Raw genomic sequence first — 14,379 nt, 5'->3', positions numbered from 1 at the left:
TCGCGGGCGCCAGCGGTGCAGCCCCCGTCGAAGCTCCGTTCGAGCTGAGGATGGGCCCGACGTGCAGACTTCCGGCTACCAAGACCGCGGCCCCGCTCGGATCATGACGTCAGTACATCACGTCCCAGAGCCTGTTCCGGTCGAAGGGGAACTTCGGGAGGAGCCTGGGTACGCCGGTTACTACTCAGGCCAGCGGGTGGCGTGCCCTCAACGCACGTTACTGTGAACCGCCGGCACCACCCCGACCAAGCTACTGCGGGAACAGGCCGAGTCTTCGAGGCACCCCCCTTGCAGCACGGCTACGCATGCGCCGCGCTCCGATCTCTGTTCTCCTGGCCACCCTGTGCGGTTGCGGGCTTTTTGTGAACCGGCCCATTGGAAAGGACGCCAACGGCCTCGACGTGTACGCGCCGGAGGAGGAGCCCCCGCACGCACTGCTGGTCGAAGGCGAAATCCGGGATTTTGTCAGCTTTCGCGCCGAGCCCCGCGCCGTAATTGAGACTTGGACGGACGATCCTGCATACACGCCCAAGGCGACCATCGACGAGAGCGGCCATTTCAGCCTGCGGATCGACGTCTGCCGGCGGGAGGCCACGTTCGGCCAGCAGGTCGCCACTACGCTGGTCGTCGGCAGTTCGGACGGCTGCGCGCGCTGGCTGCGTGCGTTCCACTTCCGGGCGCGCCTTGGCGACCGCTGCTCGATCACGTATGGGGCGGACATGATCCCGAAGGAGCGCGAGCCGTTCGTCCTCTGGCTGCGCCCGTGCACCGAGGGGAAGTCCGTGTATCGGCCGTAGCCCATCGAGCCCTCCCCGACGGCCCTCGGGCCGCCAGCTCCTACGAACGCTCGGTCGGAGCCAGGAACGAATCCGACGACGGCGGCGCGCCGAACAGCCGCCGGTACTCGGGGTCACGGTGCCGGGTCACGGTGCCGGAGCAAAACCCGGGGCGGATCAGCAGCTTGAAACCGCTGCCGCGGGTGTTCACTCGCAACGGCCGCCGCCGACGCCAGAAGTGAATGCTGCTGGCCCGAGAGCCGCGTCCGATCACCAGCATCACCCGGTCGCGAAAGGACGCACGGCCGCCTTCGTCCGGCCAAGGACGCGATTCATGGAATGCTCACGCCCCGCTCCAAGCCATTCTGGAGCAGGCAGAGTTCTGCATCGCTGAGCGGACGAGCGCCGATCAATCCGGAGGCGACAGCCCGGCCACGTCCAGCCGATGCATCACCCAGTGGGCGTCGCCGACGAACGGATACTCGACCAGGTCGATCCGCCTCGTGCGCAGCGACTCCGAGAGCGGCAGCGCGAACAGCGCCTGGTAGGCCTTCCGGCGTTGAGGCCCGGTCTTTCCGAGCGCGAGGTACTCCGGCGCGTCATCGATGAGCGGATCCGGCTCACCGAAGGCGTAGTGCCGGTAGCTCGACCACTTCCAGTCCTTCGGACTCCTCACCAGCCCGGCGCGGACCGGGTTGAGGTCGCCATACCGCATCACGGTCAGCTGATGCGCGCCCTCGGCCTGGATCCGCGGCGAACGCATCCGCTCCATGACCACCTGGCCGCGCCGGTCGCGTCGCCTGTTGTACCAGCGCGCGAACTGCCCGTTCACCACCTGCCAGAAGCGGCTGAACTGCTCCTGGTCGCGCCTCGTCGTGCACGTGACGTGCGGGTGCGTGCCCATCAGGCAGTACGAGTTGATCTCGATCCCGTACTTCTCCTTGTACCGACCGAGCAGCTCGAGGAACTTGTCCGTCGCGCCGGCCTCCTCGAGGACGCGCTCGAAATCGTGCGCGCGCCAGGTGCAGTGATTGCTCGAGTCGCGCTCCACCAGCGCGAAGCGCGGAATGCGGGCCATCCCCGGGCGCTACGCAACTCGGGTGCCAACGACCTGACGGGATGTTCGTGGGAGTCGCACCGTGAGGCGCGGCCGCAGAACGGACCGAGGTCCGCGGCGCGTCCGAACTGCCGATTCTTGCCGACTGACTCCGGCACCAGGTCCCGTCCGAACTGCCGATTCTTGCCGACTGACTCCGGCACCAGGTCCGCGACTGACTCCGGCACCAGGTCCGACTGACTCCGGCACCAGGTCCCCAGGTCCCGACTGACTCCGGCACCAGGTCCCCGAGGACGCGCTCGAAATCGTGCGCGCGCCAGGTGCCCCAGTGTCCCCGTGCCGCGAAGCGCCCCCGGGCGATCGTGCTTTACCATCCGCGAAACCCGTCTTGACCCGGGTCACGCTGGGGCGCGTCCATCGCCGGTACGGTTGCCCCGTGCCCCGCCGCACCGATGCTGCCCGTCGTCAGCGCCTTCCGGATGTTGCGAGTCGAGCCTTGCTCGCGGCCATCTCCGCGGCGATCGGACTGGTCGTCGCATCACTCTCCGCGAGGTGGCTCGGCGCAGGCGACCTGGGTCGTCGGTTGGGCCAGAGCCCGGCCGGCTGCTACGAGTTGGATCACTGCGGCCTCTCCTGGCGGTGGACGCTCGGGTTCCTCCTCGTCGTGTGGGGCCTGCCCGCCGTGGCGTTCGGCGTGGCTGGGTGGTCCGGCGCAGCGCGCATGAGCTGGTCGGCCCGTGCTCGAGCCACACTCCTGCTCTCGCTCGGGGTGGTCGCGTACCATCTCGCGTGCGGGTCGCTCTTCGTCCTGGTCGCTGCCCGTTGACCCGTCGAGATTCTGCGTAGTTCCGCACAGGAAGCGCCGATGACAGGCCGACCGCAGCGCCCAGGGGAACGGCTCCCGGCGTTCGGTCGGCCCGATCGCGGTCCGGCCGGCCTCACCCCGCTTCCTGCGCACCCGGCACGTCGGCGTCGGAGGCGGCACCCACCGTGCCCGTCCGCGGCGCGCGATGCGCCGCCCTCGCGGCCTCCATCGCCTGCTGCATGGCGGCCTTCACCGGGATGATCACCGAGTACGACTTGAACAGCAGGCCGGTGAGGTACGCGGCGAGCTGGACCACGAAGAACGCGCTGATGGCGAGGTCCACGATCAGGAAGCCGGTCGAGACGAGCACGGGGCGGCACAGCGCGACGAGCAGGAACGTGACCCAGTGGCTGGTGCAGTAGAAGCACGCGGTCAGGTGGCCGAGCCACTCGCTCCGCGCGGAGAGGAACCTCCGCATCGGCTCGAAGACCTCGGTTCCGGTGATGGTGAACGACGTCCCGCTCACGACCATGGCGAGGACGGCGCAGGTCCACAGGGCTTCGACTGGCAGCGGCATGGGATCTCCTCCTCCGTTCCGGCGCGGCCGACGGGGCCGGCGCGGTGCGACGCAGTCATGCCCGGGCGGCAGCCGTCGGTGCTTTGCGATTCGCGTTGCCCGATTGATACCTGGCCGGTATCACCCACGGCATGGACCTCCGCGAGCTGCGCGCGTTCCTGGTGGTTGCCGCGGAGCTGAGCTTCCGCCGCGCCGCGGAGCGGCTGCACATGAGCCAGCCGCCGCTGAGCCGCCTCATCGCGGGGCTCGAGCGCGACCTCCGCGTGCGCCTCCTGGACCGCAGCACGCGGTCCGTCTCGCTCACGGCGGCGGGCGCGCTCCTCTTCCGCGAGGGGCCGGCGGTCCTGGAGCGCGCGGAGGCGCTGGAGTCCCGGGTGCGCGAGCGCGGGCGACGCTCCGGGCAGCCGCTGCGGATCGGGCTGTCGACCGCGGGCTTCGCGACCTGGGTGCCGGAGCGGATCGCGCGCTTCGAGGCGCAAGGCGAGGGCCGCGGGGTCGAGCTCACCTCGAACGTCCCGGACCGCCTGCTCCGCGACCTGCAGCTCGGTCGTCTCGACGCGGTCTGCGCGGAGATGGCCGACGAGGAGGCGCCGGGCCTCGAGCGCTGGGTGGTCGCCGAGGACGCTATCGGCGTGCTGCTGCCGGCCACGCACCGGCTCGCGCGGCGCCGTGCGCTGCGCCTGCGCGACCTCGAGGGCGAGACCTTCGTGGTCCACCCGCGCCACGAGCACGCCCACCTGTACGAGAGCCAGCAGCGGGCGCTCCGCGCCGCGGGCATCCGCTACCGGATCGTCACGAAGCGGCCGGACGAGAGCTGCCCGATCCTGGTCGCGCGGGGCAAGGGGCTCCTGCTGGCGGCGCCCTCGTTCGTGCGGACGCGGGCGTCGAACACGCGCTTCCTCCCGCTGCGGGAGCCCGCGCTCACGCACCGCGTGGCGCTGCTGTGGCGGGGCGAGCGCGCGAGCCCGGAGCTCACCGCGCTGCTGGACTCCCTGCGACGGGGCGCGCCGCGCCGGGGCGTCGCCCGGTCCCGGTGACGGCGACCGCCGCGATCGCGCCTGCGAGATGGGCGAGCGGGACCGCGACGATGCCCGGCGGCGCGCCGACGAGGAGCATCCGCCCGGTGGAGAGCTCCCATGCCAGCTTCGCGACGCACGCCGCGAGCGCGACGCCGGAGAGCGTCGCCATCGCTCCGCCCTCGCGCAGCCCCACGAGCGCGAGCGCAACGATCGCCGCGTACGCCACCCCGGAGAGCCCGGCGAAGCGCTGGAGCGTGGGCTCGAGCCAGAGCACCGCGAGGCCGACGGCGAGCGCCGACGCGAGCGCCAGGACCGCGAACCTCGCGCGGCCGCGGCGCTCCAGCATCGCGCCGGCGACGCCGAACGCGAGGGCGTCGGCCGCGAGGTGCGACGCGGAGAAGTGCACGAGGCTCCCCGTGAGCACGCGCCAGCCCTCGCCGCCCTCGACGCGCGCGCGGTCGAGGATCAGCAGCTCGCCCAGCGCCGGCACGAGATACGCGCCGAGGGCAACCGCGAGCACCGCGACGGTGACCCAGGGGACGCGCCGCATCACCGCGTCCCCGAGCGCCTCCACCGCAGCGAGCCGGCCATGGCGCCGCCCGCGAGCGCCGCGAGGATGGCGAGCGTCGCCGGGTCGATGGCGCCGCCGCCGCTGGCCGCGGCGCGCTTTTCATACTCCGGCGTCCGCACGACTTGGATCTCCTCGGGCTGCGCCTTCAGGCGCTCCTGGAACGCGGCGAGCTGCGCGTCGAGCGCGGTGACCAGCTCCGCCGTCGCGAGCTTGAAGCCCTGCTGCCGGTCCTGGCGCAGCTCCTCCGACTCGTTCACCGGCGTCGAGCTGCCCTTCACCACGCTCGTCCCCGGCGCACGGAAGAGGAGCTTGCGGCTCGGGATGTCGAGCACGACGGCGTCCATCAGCGTGCGCGTGTCGTGCTTCTCACCCTGCACGACGTACGCGCCGACGAGCGTCCAGTAGGTGAGCGTCGCCACGCCCTGGTCCTTGAACTGCACCTGGTCGAAGGCGATGAGGACGATCTCGTCGACGCCGAACATGTTCCGGAGCTGGTCCAGGTTCGTGAACCCGCCGCCGGGCGTCAAGTACGCGGTCGGGATGATCTCGACCGACTTGACGTACGGCCGCTCGCGGAAGTGCGCGGCGATCGTCTCCATGAGGCGGACCCGCTCGGTCTCGGGGGCGGCACCGTCGCGGTCGCCGACGTACGCCGCCGGCGTCACCTCCCTCGCCGCCGGCGGGACGAAGGCGATCCCGACGCGGAGCGGAAGCGTGAGCTTCGGGACGGACGGCTGTACCGGCTCCGACTGTCCGGCCGGATACAGGTAGTTGACGACGCTCGTCGCTCGCCGCGCCGTCGTCTGGGCGCACGCGCCGAGCACCGCGAGGAGGAGCAGTGAAGCGAGGGTGAACCTGCGGGACCTGCCACGGCACGTGCGGGCTGACATGTGAGCGCGTCCTCCGGTTGGACGGTTCAGGAACCGAGCGACCTGCCGACTCTACGCCCATACTAGGCTGATCCCTGCTCTGGACGAAGACGCGCCGGCGTGGATCGCACGGGGGACGCACTCCTCGGCGGGACGGAGTCGGAACACGGGCGATCATCCTCGCGCCACCCCTGGAGCTCGGCGGCGCCTGCCCCTCCTCGGCATTCGCTCTCTCGACGCACTCGGCGAGTCGCGGCCGTCGCGTCGCCTCAGGGCGCGGTGGCGGCGACGAACGCGACGGGGATGAGCCCGGGGATCATCTCGGTACGCCGCACCTCGAACCCGGCCGCCGAGATGGCCGCCGAAAGCGACGCCGCCGTGAACCTGCGCGCACCGGGAAACCCGGTCGCCCCGAGGACGCGCGAGACGAGCCTCGAGGTCCGCGTCTCGTCGTGCGCGTACGTCGGCGCGACGAGCGTTCCACCGGGCCGGAGCACCGCACGGAGCGCACGCAGCGCGGCCTCGAGCTCCGGGAGCAGGTGGAGCACGTTCGCGCAGACGACGGCGTCGAACGATCGGGGCGGCATGCCGAGCGCGTACACGTCGCGCTCGATGCACTCCACGTTCCCGAGCCCGTCGGCCTGGACGCGGCCGCGGAGCAGCCGGACCATCGCGCCGGCGTAGTCGGTCGCGACGACGCTGCCCACGACGGGCGCGATCGCGGTGGTCACGAGGCCCGTGCCCGCCGCGACCTCGAGCACCTCGCCCGCCCCGCGGACCTCCTGCGCGACGAGCTCGAGCATCCGCGGGAGCGGGCCACCGAGCACGCGCATCGAGCGGTCGTACCTCGCCGCGTGGCGCTCCCAGTAGCGCCTTCCGCTTGCTGTATCCGTGTCGCTCACGCGGCCAATCTACCCGATCACGACCCGAGCAGCGCCCGCACCGCGTCGGGCGACAGCACCTTGCCGGCCGACTTCACCACGCCGTCCACCACCAGCGCGGGGGTGGTCATGACGCCGAGCTTCATGATCTCGCGGAGGTCCTCCACCTTCTCGACCTTCGCCTCGAGCCCCAGCGCCGCGACGGCCTGCTCCGCGTTCGCGGTGAGCTGCTTGCACTTCGCGCACCCGGTCCCGAGCACCTGGATCTTCATCGTCGTCTTCCTCCGTCAGGGTTCGTCGCTTCGCGGCCTCAGAGGACCGCGTTGAACAGCCAGCCGACCAGCAGGATCCCGGACGCCACCACGCCCACGAACGCGAGGATGAGCGGCGGCCGCAGCACCTTCCGCAGGATCACGATCTCCGGCAGCGACAGGCCGATGACCGCCATCATGAACGCGAGCACGGTGCCGAGCGCGGCGCCCTTGCCGAGGAGCGCCTCGACCACGGGGATGATGCCGGCGGCGTTCGAGTACATGGGCACGCCCAGGGCCACCGCGGCGGGCACCGACCACCAGGCGGACTTGCCCATGAACGAGGCGAGCAGCCCCTCGGGCACGTAGCCGTGGATGCCGGCGCCGACCGCGATGCCGGCCACGACCCAGGGCCACACCTTGCCGACCACCTCGCGCACCGCCTGGAGGCCGCGCTCGACGCGCCCGGTGAAGCCGAGGTGCTCCTTCTCGAACCGCGCCTCGCCCTTCATCGACTCGTACACCCACGGCTCCACGTGCCGCTCCAGCTTCATGCGCCCGAGCACGAAGCCGGCCAGGATGGCGATGGTGAGCCCGGTGACGAGGTAGAGCGCCGCCACCTTCCACCCGAACAGCCCGAGCAGGAGCACCAGGGCGACCTCGTTCACCATGGGCGCTGACACGAGGAAGGAGAACGTGACGCCGAGCGGGACGCCGACCTCGACGAAGCCGAGGAAGAGCGGGATGGCGGAGCAGGAGCAGAACGGGGTCACGACCCCGAGCAACGCGGCGACCACGTTCCCGACCGACTCGCGCTTGCCGACGAGGATCGCCCGGGTCCGCTCGGCCGTGAAGAACGAGCGGACGATGCCCACCAGGAAGACGATGAGCGTGAGCAGCAGCAGCACCTTCGGCACGTCGTAGAGGAAGAACGCGACGCTCTCGCCGAGGTGCGAGCCCTCGGCGAGGCCGAGGAGGCCGAAGGTGAGCCAGCGGGAGAGCGGGTGGGCCGCGGCGTACGCGGCGATCCACGCGACGAGCGCGCCCGCCAGCAGGAGCGCGACGCGCCCGGCGGACGGGCCGCGCGAGGAGGGCTCCGGCGTGACGCCGGTGGGGCAGCATGGCTGAGATGCGGGTGCGTCGAGGACGGAGAGGCTCATGGATACCCTGCGATGCGGCGGTCAGGTCGCGGTGTGGACGAACCAGGCGCCGCCCGCGATCACGGCGACGCCGGCGACGGAGCGGAGGACGGCGGCGGCGCGGCCGCCGGCGCTCCACGAGAGCCAGCGCTGCACGCCCTGCACCGACGCGCCGGCGACCACGATGGCGATCGTGTGGCCGATCGCATAGGCGGCGACGAGCAGGCCGCCGCGGGCCGCGTCGGCGCCGCTCGCCCGGAAGGCGAGGCCGAGGAGCGGGGCCATGAAGGCGAAGGTGCACGGTCCGAGCGCCGCGCCGAAGATCGCGCCGAGGACGAGGGCGCCCAGCGGGCCGCGCCGGCCCGCGGATCGGGGCACGCTCCAGGACGGCAGCGGCAGCACGCCGAGGAGGTTCAGGCCGACGGCGAAGAAGACCGCCGCGAGCGCGTAGTTCCCGGCCGGTCCGACGTCGCCGGCCATCCGCCCGAGGAGCACGGTCGCGACCCCGACGGCGGCGATGCTGGCGAGGATGCCGAGCGCGAAGCTCGTGGACAGGCCCAGCGCCGCGCGGACCGACGGCGGCTCGCGCCCGCCGTTCATGTAGGCGACGACGAGCGGGATGCTCGAGAGGTGGCACGGGGACAGCGCCACCGAGAGCAGGCCCCAGAGGAGCGCCGCCGGCAGCGCGAACGCCAGCGAGGCCTCGAAGGCGTTCCCGAACGCGGTGAGGAGCCCGACCACCGCGCCCTCTCAGAGCCGGACGCCGAGGGCCTTCCACCGCGCCAGGATCCCCGCGCGGTCGATGAACCCCTCGTGCCGCGCCAGCTCCTTGCCGTCCGCGCCGTAGAAGATCTGGGTCGGGATCATGCGGACCCGGTGCGCCTCGGCGGCCGCGCGGTCCTTCCAGACGTCGATGAACACCACGTCCATCCGGCCGGCGTACTCGGCCCGGAGCCCCTCCAGGATGGGCGCCATCGCCTTGCAGGGAACGCACGCTCCGGCCCCGAGGTCGACCAGCCGCGGGATCGCCTTCCCGCCCGCCCTGCCCGCGGCCGGCGCGGCGTCCGCCGCCGTCGCCCACACCGGCGCGCCCAGGACCGCGACGAGCAGGATTCCCTTCAGCCAGGCCTTCGTGCGCATCTCACACCTCCCGGGGTCGATCGGGTGCGGCTTATCGCACGCTGACGATTTGACGGCAAGGGCGGCCGATGCGGCCCGATGTCGCGGACGGGCTGCGGTGACGTTTCTGCGAAGCCCGCGCACCGGGTTGAAACGAAACGTCGCTTCATCGTAAGAAGCGGCGCATGCCCGTTGCCCTGAAGAAGGACCCGTGCGCCCCGGTGACGAACGCCGACGTCGGCCCGGACCTGCGCCCGGTGGAGGGCTCCGAGGCGGACGAGGAGCTCGCGGCGCTCGCGAAGGCGCTCGGCCACCCGGCCCGCGTGCAGATCGTCCGCCTCCTCGTGCGGCGCGAGGCCTGCATTTGCGGCGACATCGTGGACGAGCTGCCGCTGGCGCAGTCCACCGTCTCCCAGCACCTGAAGGTGCTGAAGGACGCGGGCATCGTCCGCGGCGAGATCGACGGGCCGCGCGTCTGCTACTGCGTGGAGCCCCGCACCCTCCGCCGCCTGAAGGCGCTCGTCGGAAGCCTCTAGGAGCCCCCATGCCTGACGCCCTCTCCTCCGCCCCGGCGCGCGCGAGCGTCGCCCGCCGCCTCTCCTTCCTCGACCGCTTCCTGACCGTCTGGATCTTCCTTGCCATGGGCGCGGGCATCCTGCTCGGCTGGGCGGCCCCGGGGATCGTCCCCGCGCTCGACCGCCTGAGCGTGGGCACCACCTCGATCCCGATCGCGGTGGGGCTCATCCTGATGATGTACCCGCCGCTCGCGAAGGTCCGCTACGAGGAGCTGCCGCGCGTCTTCCGGAACGGCAAGGTCCTGGCGCTCTCCCTCGTGCAGAACTGGATCGTCGGGCCGGTGCTCATGTTCGCGCTGGCGGTGATCTTCCTGCGCGACCGTCCCGAGTACATGGTCGGCCTGATCCTCATCGGCCTGGCGCGCTGCATCGCCATGGTGATCGTGTGGAACGACCTCGCGAAGGGGGACACCGAGTACTGCGCCGGCCTGGTCGCGTTCAACTCGATCTTCCAGGTGCTGTTCTTCTCGGTCTACGCGTGGGTCTTCATCACGGTGCTGCCGGGGTGGCTCGGGCTGCGCGGCGCCGAGGTCCACATCACCATCGGCGAGATCGCCCGGAGCGTCTTCGTCTACCTCGGCGTCCCGTTCCTGGCCGGCATGGCGAGCCGGTTCGGCCTGCGGGCGCTCAAGGGCGAGGCGTGGTACCGCCGGGTGTTCATCCCGCGGATCTCCCCGATCACCCTCGTCGCCCTGCTCTTCACCATCGTGGTGATGTTCTCGCTGAAGGGCGAGACCATCGTGCAGGTGCCCTTCGACGTGGTCCGGATCGCGATCCCGCTCCTCGTCTACTTCCTGCTCATGTTCTTCGTCTCTTTCTGGATGAGCCGGAAGGTCGGCGCCACCTATGGCCAGACGGCCACGCTCTCGTTCACCGCGGCCTCCAACAACTTCGAGCTGGCCATCGCGGTGGCGGTGGCGACGTTCGGGATGGCGCACGGCGCGGCGTTCGCCGCGGTGATCGGCCCGCTCGTCGAGGTGCCGGTCCTCATCGGCCTCGTGAACGTGGCGCTCCGCCTGCGCGACCGCTGGTTCCCCGGCGAGGCGGGCGAGATCGCGCGGGTGGCGAACTGCGCCGTGGCGGTGGACGGCCCGGCGGCCGGGAGGGGCCGGTGAGCGCGGACGCGGCCTGGCAGGAGGAGGCGGCGCGGCTCCGGGCGGCGCCGCCGCGCCACCTGCTGTTCCTCTGCGTCGCGAACTCGGCGCGCAGCCAGATGGCCGAGGGCATCGCGCGCGCGCTCGCGCCCGCGTCCACCCGGATCTCGTCCGCGGGATCCCGCCCGACGCAGGTGAACCCGCTCGCCGTCGCGGCGCTCGCCGAGATCGGGATCGAGATCTCCGGCCAGCGCTCGAAGGGGCTGCAGGAGATCGCGCCCGACGTGGACGCGGTGATCACGCTGTGCCAGGAGGAGGTCTGCCCCGTCTGGCTGGGCAAGGCGATGCGGCTGCACTGGGGCCTGCCTGATCCGGCGGCGCAGGCGGGCGACGAACCTGCACGGCTGGAGGCCTTCCGCCGGGTCCGGGACGAGCTTCGCACCCGGCTCGCGGCCGTGTTCCGCCAGCCGGACGGCGACGCGATCCGGTACGGGCCGGCGACGCCGGAGGAGCTCGGCGCCGTTCGCGCGCTGCTCGAGCGGCTGCACCTCCCGGCGGCGGACGTCGGGGCGCCGCACCAGACGTTCCTGGTGGCGCGCTCCGGCGCCGACGTGGTGGGCTGCGTGGCGCTGGAGCGGTACGGCGAGGACGCGCTGCTCCGCTCGCTCGGGGTCGTCCCGCGCCTGCAGGGTTCAGGCGTCGGCAAGGCGCTCCATGCCGAGGCGATCGCCGAGGCCGAGCGGCAGGGCGTGCGCGCGCTGTACCTGCTCACGACGACGGCGGCGCGGTTCTTCGCGCGCGCGGGCTTCTCGAGGATCGACCGCGCGAGCGTCCCGGCGGCGCTGGCCGCGAGCACCGAGTTCCGATCGCTCTGCCCGGCCGCCGCGGTCTGCATGGTGAAGCACCTCCCCCGCTAGCCGGGACGGAGGGCGGCCGGGCCGGGCGCCCACGGCGAAGCTGGGTCGCCCCGTCCGCCATGTCGCGCGGGTGACATCCGGCACGCAGGGTCTCGCGATGACCGCACCGGCCCCCACCCCCGCTTCCCCCGCGACGACGGCTTCCACGCGGAACTGAGGCGCGGCGCCGCCGCGTACTTCGCGCGCACCGGCACGTCGGCGCAGGGCGGGCTCGCCATGCACGTGAAGACCGCCGCCATCCTGGCGTGGTTCGCCGCGTCGTACGGCCTGCTCCTCGTCGTCGGCGACGCGTCGGCCTGGCTCGCGGCGGGGCTCCTCGCCTGGGCGGTCGCGGTCCCGGTCCTCGTCCACCGCAGCGCGTGGCCCCTCGCCTTCTTCGTCTCCGGCTCGCTCGTGCTCGGCGTCGTGATGGCGGCCGTGTTCCAGCTCGTCCACGCCGTGCCCGAGGCGCAGCTCCAGGGCGCGCCCGGCGCGGACGCCCGCGCGCCGACCGGCTGGGCGGAGCACCAGGTCCGGACCACGGTGGACTTCGCCCGCTCCAGCCGCGTGCTCGCGTGGTACCTGGGCGGCCCTGGACTTCCAGATCGAGCACCACCTCTTCCCCGGCGCCTGCCACGTGCACTCCCCGGCGCTCGCCGGCATCGTCGAGGAGACGTGCCGCACGCACGGGTTGCCGTACCTCGCGCCGCCGTCGCTCTGGGCCGCGGTGGCCGCGCACCACCGTCATCTGCGGACGCTCGGCGCGCCCCGGCCCGTGGAGGCGTGACCGCGGTCCAGCGAGCGGGCGGCCGGGCGGGGCCGGGGCAGGATTGACGCCCACCGGACCCTTCTGTACGTTCGGGCCGTGATCCCCGCCTCGACCCGGAGCAGGCCGATGCGCTTCCGCGCGCTCCGCATCGCGATCGTCGCCGGGATCTTCGTCCTGCTCTCGGGCGCGCCCCAGGCCATGTCAGCCGCCTCCGCGGCCTGCTGCGGCGACGAGTGCGAGCGCGGCGGCCGCGACGACGGCGGCTGCCCGCCGACGTGCAACGTCGGGGACTGCGCCAAGGTGCGTCCGGCGGTGGACCCGCGCGGAACGCCTGGCCTCGATGCTCCGATCGAGATCGGCCGGGCGTCTGTGGCCCGCGACGCGCAGCCCGTGCTCCCGGTCGTCACCTCCGGCGTGTTCCACCCGCCGCGAGCCTGATCCGCTCCCGTCCTGGGAGCAGTGTGCCCTGCGTCCGCAGGGCCGTCCCTTCCAGCCCCGTGCAGCCGCTCGGTGCGCGCGAAGCGTCGCGCGCGCCACGTCGCCGCGCCCGCGTGCGCGGCGGGAGAAGCCGTCATGCGTCCGTTCCCTTCCGCTGGTCCCCTCCTGTCCGCCGTGGTCGCCGCGGCCATCGCGCTCCAGGGCTGCGCGCGCGACGCATCGCCGCTCGAGCGCGCGGTCGCCGCGCCCGCCCCCACGACCGCCGCGCCGGCCCCCGCGACCCCGGCACCCGCTGCCCGCGAGGCGACCGAGGCCTGGTGCGGGGAGCACGCGGTCCCCGAGGCGAAGTGCACGAAGTGCAACCCGCGGCTCATCGAGCAGTTCATCGCCGCGGGGGACTACTGCCGCGAGCACGGGTTCCCGGAGTCGGCGTGCCCCTACTGTCACCCGGAGCTGGTGACCGCGGCCGGGCACCCGCTGCCGGCGTTCCCCGCGCCCGGCACGAAGATCCGCCTCGCGGGCCCCGAGACCGAGCAGGAGGCGGGGATCGAGACGGTGCGCGCCGAGGTGCGCCCCTTCGCGGGCACGGTGGACGTGGTCGGTCAGCTCGAGCTCGACCAGAACCGCCTGGCCCGCCTCTCCGCGCGCGGTGACGCGACGGTGGTCGAGCTGAAGGTGGACGCCGGCGAGGACGTCCGCCGGGGACAGCCGCTCGTCGTGCTCGCGTCGGGCGCGGTGGGCGGGGCGCAGTCGAGTCGCGTGGCGGCGGAGGCGCGCGTCGAGGCGGCCAGGAGCGCGCTCGAGCGCGAGGAGCAGCTCGCGCAGAGCGGGATCAGCCCACGGCAGGACGTGGAACGGGCCCGCGCCCAGCTCGCGTCGGCAGAGGCGGAGCGCGACGCCGCCCGCGCCGCGCTTCGCGCCGCCGGCGCCGCCGAGTCGGGCCGGGGCGGCCGCTATGCGCTGGTCGCGCCGTTCGCCGGCACGGTGATCGCCCGCGACGCCGTCGCCGGGCGGAGCGTGGGCGAGGACGACGTCCTCCTCGAGATCGCGGACGTCCGGACGCTCTGGGCCGTCCTCGAGGTCCCCGAGGAGCAGGCGGGGAGCGTCCGGCCCGGGCAGCGCGTGGCCCTGACCGTGGACGGGAGCGGTGAGCGCCGGGAGGCGCGCGTCACCCGCGTGAGCCCGGCGGTCGACCGCCGGACCCGCACCGTCCGCGTGCGGGTGGACGTCGCGAACGAGGACCGGACGCTGCGCGCGGGGTCCTTCCTGCGCGCGTCCATCGAGGTGAGCGCGCCGCGCGGCGCGCTGCTCCTCCCGCGCGACGCGGTCCAGCGCGCGCAGGAGCACGACCTCGTGTTCGTCCGGACGAGGCCGGGCGAGTACGACCCGGTGGAGGTCCGCCTCGGCGTCCGCACGCGCGACGAGGTCGAGGTGGTCGCCGGCCTGACGCCCGGGGCCGAGGTGGTGACGGCCGGCGCGTTCGTCCTCAAGACCGAGATCCTGAAGGACTCGATCGGCGCAGGCTGCGCCGACGGGCACTAGG

Annotated in this window: 18 protein-coding genes; 8 read left to right on the top strand and 10 right to left on the bottom strand. The window is 73.0% G+C overall.

Annotation, left to right across the window (positions count from 1 at the left end; translation table 11 throughout):
- Positions 1-305: 305 nt before the first annotated feature.
- Entirely contained in the window at positions 306-797 is a 492-nt protein-coding gene (locus A2CP1_RS05470; RefSeq protein WP_012632438.1) for a hypothetical protein, read from the top strand.
- 40 nt (positions 798-837) lie between these two features.
- Here the strand turns inward: A2CP1_RS05470 and A2CP1_RS23215 are convergent, their stop codons facing one another.
- The 3 genes from A2CP1_RS23215 to A2CP1_RS05455 all read right to left on the bottom strand — a co-directional run bounded on the left by A2CP1_RS23215 (position 838) and on the right by A2CP1_RS05455 (position 3,215).
- Positions 838-1,059 (bottom strand): hypothetical protein, encoded by a 222-nt coding sequence (locus A2CP1_RS23215; protein WP_150106319.1) that lies wholly within the window; start codon positions 1,057-1,059, stop codon positions 838-840.
- A 126-nt stretch (positions 1,060-1,185) separates the two neighbouring features.
- Positions 1,186-1,854, bottom strand: a complete 669-nt coding sequence (locus A2CP1_RS05465; protein ID WP_012632437.1) for a transposase — start codon at positions 1,852-1,854, stop codon at positions 1,186-1,188.
- Positions 1,855-2,771: 917 nt separating this feature from the next.
- Positions 2,772-3,215 (bottom strand): DUF1360 domain-containing protein, encoded by a 444-nt coding sequence (locus tag A2CP1_RS05455; protein WP_012632436.1) that lies wholly within the window; start codon positions 3,213-3,215, stop codon positions 2,772-2,774.
- 131 nt (positions 3,216-3,346) lie between these two features.
- Between A2CP1_RS05455 and A2CP1_RS05450 the strand changes: the two genes are divergently transcribed.
- Positions 3,347-4,252, top strand: coding sequence for a LysR family transcriptional regulator (locus tag A2CP1_RS05450; RefSeq protein ID WP_012632435.1), 906 nt, complete (start codon positions 3,347-3,349; stop codon positions 4,250-4,252).
- Here A2CP1_RS05450 and rrtA read toward each other — a convergent pair.
- The 7 genes from rrtA to A2CP1_RS05415 form a co-directional block, all read right to left on the bottom strand.
- Positions 4,188-4,784 carry a rhombosortase gene (rrtA, locus tag A2CP1_RS05445; protein WP_012632434.1) on the bottom strand — a complete coding sequence of 199 codons (597 nt, stop codon included), beginning with the start codon at positions 4,782-4,784 and terminating at the stop codon, positions 4,188-4,190. The two genes, A2CP1_RS05450 and rrtA, sit on opposite strands and share 65 nt — an antisense overlap.
- Positions 4,784-5,695 carry a rhombotarget lipoprotein gene (rhlP, locus tag A2CP1_RS05440; protein WP_012632433.1) on the bottom strand — a complete coding sequence of 304 codons (912 nt, stop codon included), beginning with the start codon at positions 5,693-5,695 and terminating at the stop codon, positions 4,784-4,786. The genes rrtA and rhlP overlap by 1 nt, the downstream gene beginning before the upstream one ends.
- 248 nt (positions 5,696-5,943) lie before the next feature.
- The gene (locus tag A2CP1_RS05435) at positions 5,944-6,507 is read right to left on the bottom strand and encodes a class I SAM-dependent methyltransferase (protein ID WP_012632432.1); all 564 of its coding nucleotides are present in this window, start codon (positions 6,505-6,507) and stop codon (positions 5,944-5,946) included.
- A gap of 86 nt (positions 6,508-6,593) precedes the next feature.
- Positions 6,594-6,827: a thioredoxin family protein gene (locus A2CP1_RS05430; protein WP_012632431.1), complete on the bottom strand. Its 234-nt coding sequence runs from the start codon at positions 6,825-6,827 to the stop codon at positions 6,594-6,596.
- A 38-nt stretch (positions 6,828-6,865) separates the two neighbouring features.
- Entirely contained in the window at positions 6,866-7,966 is a 1,101-nt protein-coding gene (locus A2CP1_RS05425; RefSeq protein ID WP_012632430.1) for a permease, read from the bottom strand.
- A 21-nt stretch (positions 7,967-7,987) separates the two neighbouring features.
- A complete protein-coding gene (locus A2CP1_RS05420; protein WP_012632429.1) occupies positions 7,988-8,686 on the bottom strand; it encodes a cytochrome c biogenesis CcdA family protein in 699 nt (232 codons plus the stop codon).
- Positions 8,687-8,695: 9 nt separating this feature from the next.
- The gene (locus tag A2CP1_RS05415; RefSeq protein ID WP_012632428.1) at positions 8,696-9,085 is read right to left on the bottom strand and encodes a thioredoxin family protein; all 390 of its coding nucleotides are present in this window, start codon (positions 9,083-9,085) and stop codon (positions 8,696-8,698) included.
- Positions 9,086-9,249: 164 nt separating this feature from the next.
- On the opposite strand from A2CP1_RS05415, the gene A2CP1_RS05410 reads away from it, so the two are divergent.
- From A2CP1_RS05410 to A2CP1_RS05385, 6 genes are all read left to right on the top strand, one after another.
- The gene (locus tag A2CP1_RS05410) at positions 9,250-9,600 is read left to right on the top strand and encodes an ArsR/SmtB family transcription factor (RefSeq protein WP_012632427.1); all 351 of its coding nucleotides are present in this window, start codon (positions 9,250-9,252) and stop codon (positions 9,598-9,600) included.
- An 8-nt stretch (positions 9,601-9,608) separates the two neighbouring features.
- Positions 9,609-10,754, top strand: coding sequence for an ACR3 family arsenite efflux transporter (gene arsB, locus A2CP1_RS05405; protein ID WP_012632426.1), 1,146 nt, complete (start codon positions 9,609-9,611; stop codon positions 10,752-10,754).
- On the top strand, positions 10,751-11,650 hold the full coding sequence (gene arsN2 / locus A2CP1_RS05400; RefSeq protein WP_012632425.1) for an arsenic resistance N-acetyltransferase ArsN2: 900 nt from the start codon (positions 10,751-10,753) through the stop codon (positions 11,648-11,650). The genes arsB and arsN2 overlap by 4 nt, the downstream gene beginning before the upstream one ends.
- A 216-nt stretch (positions 11,651-11,866) precedes the next feature.
- Positions 11,867-12,463 (top strand): fatty acid desaturase family protein, encoded by a 597-nt coding sequence (locus tag A2CP1_RS05395; RefSeq protein ID WP_245529989.1) that lies wholly within the window; start codon positions 11,867-11,869, stop codon positions 12,461-12,463.
- A 31-nt stretch (positions 12,464-12,494) separates the two neighbouring features.
- On the top strand, positions 12,495-12,836 hold the full coding sequence (locus A2CP1_RS05390; protein WP_150106318.1) for a hypothetical protein: 342 nt from the start codon (positions 12,495-12,497) through the stop codon (positions 12,834-12,836).
- A 135-nt stretch (positions 12,837-12,971) separates the two neighbouring features.
- A complete protein-coding gene (locus A2CP1_RS05385; RefSeq protein WP_012632423.1) occupies positions 12,972-14,378 on the top strand; it encodes an efflux RND transporter periplasmic adaptor subunit in 1,407 nt (468 codons plus the stop codon).
- Position 14,379 lies beyond the last annotated feature (1 nt).

Source organism: Anaeromyxobacter dehalogenans 2CP-1 (genome assembly GCF_000022145.1).
GTDB classification, from domain to species: Bacteria; Myxococcota; Myxococcia; order Myxococcales; family Anaeromyxobacteraceae; genus Anaeromyxobacter; species Anaeromyxobacter dehalogenans.
The sequence above is the reverse complement of the archived record's forward strand: the minus strand, read 5'-3'. Positions and strand labels throughout refer to the sequence as shown.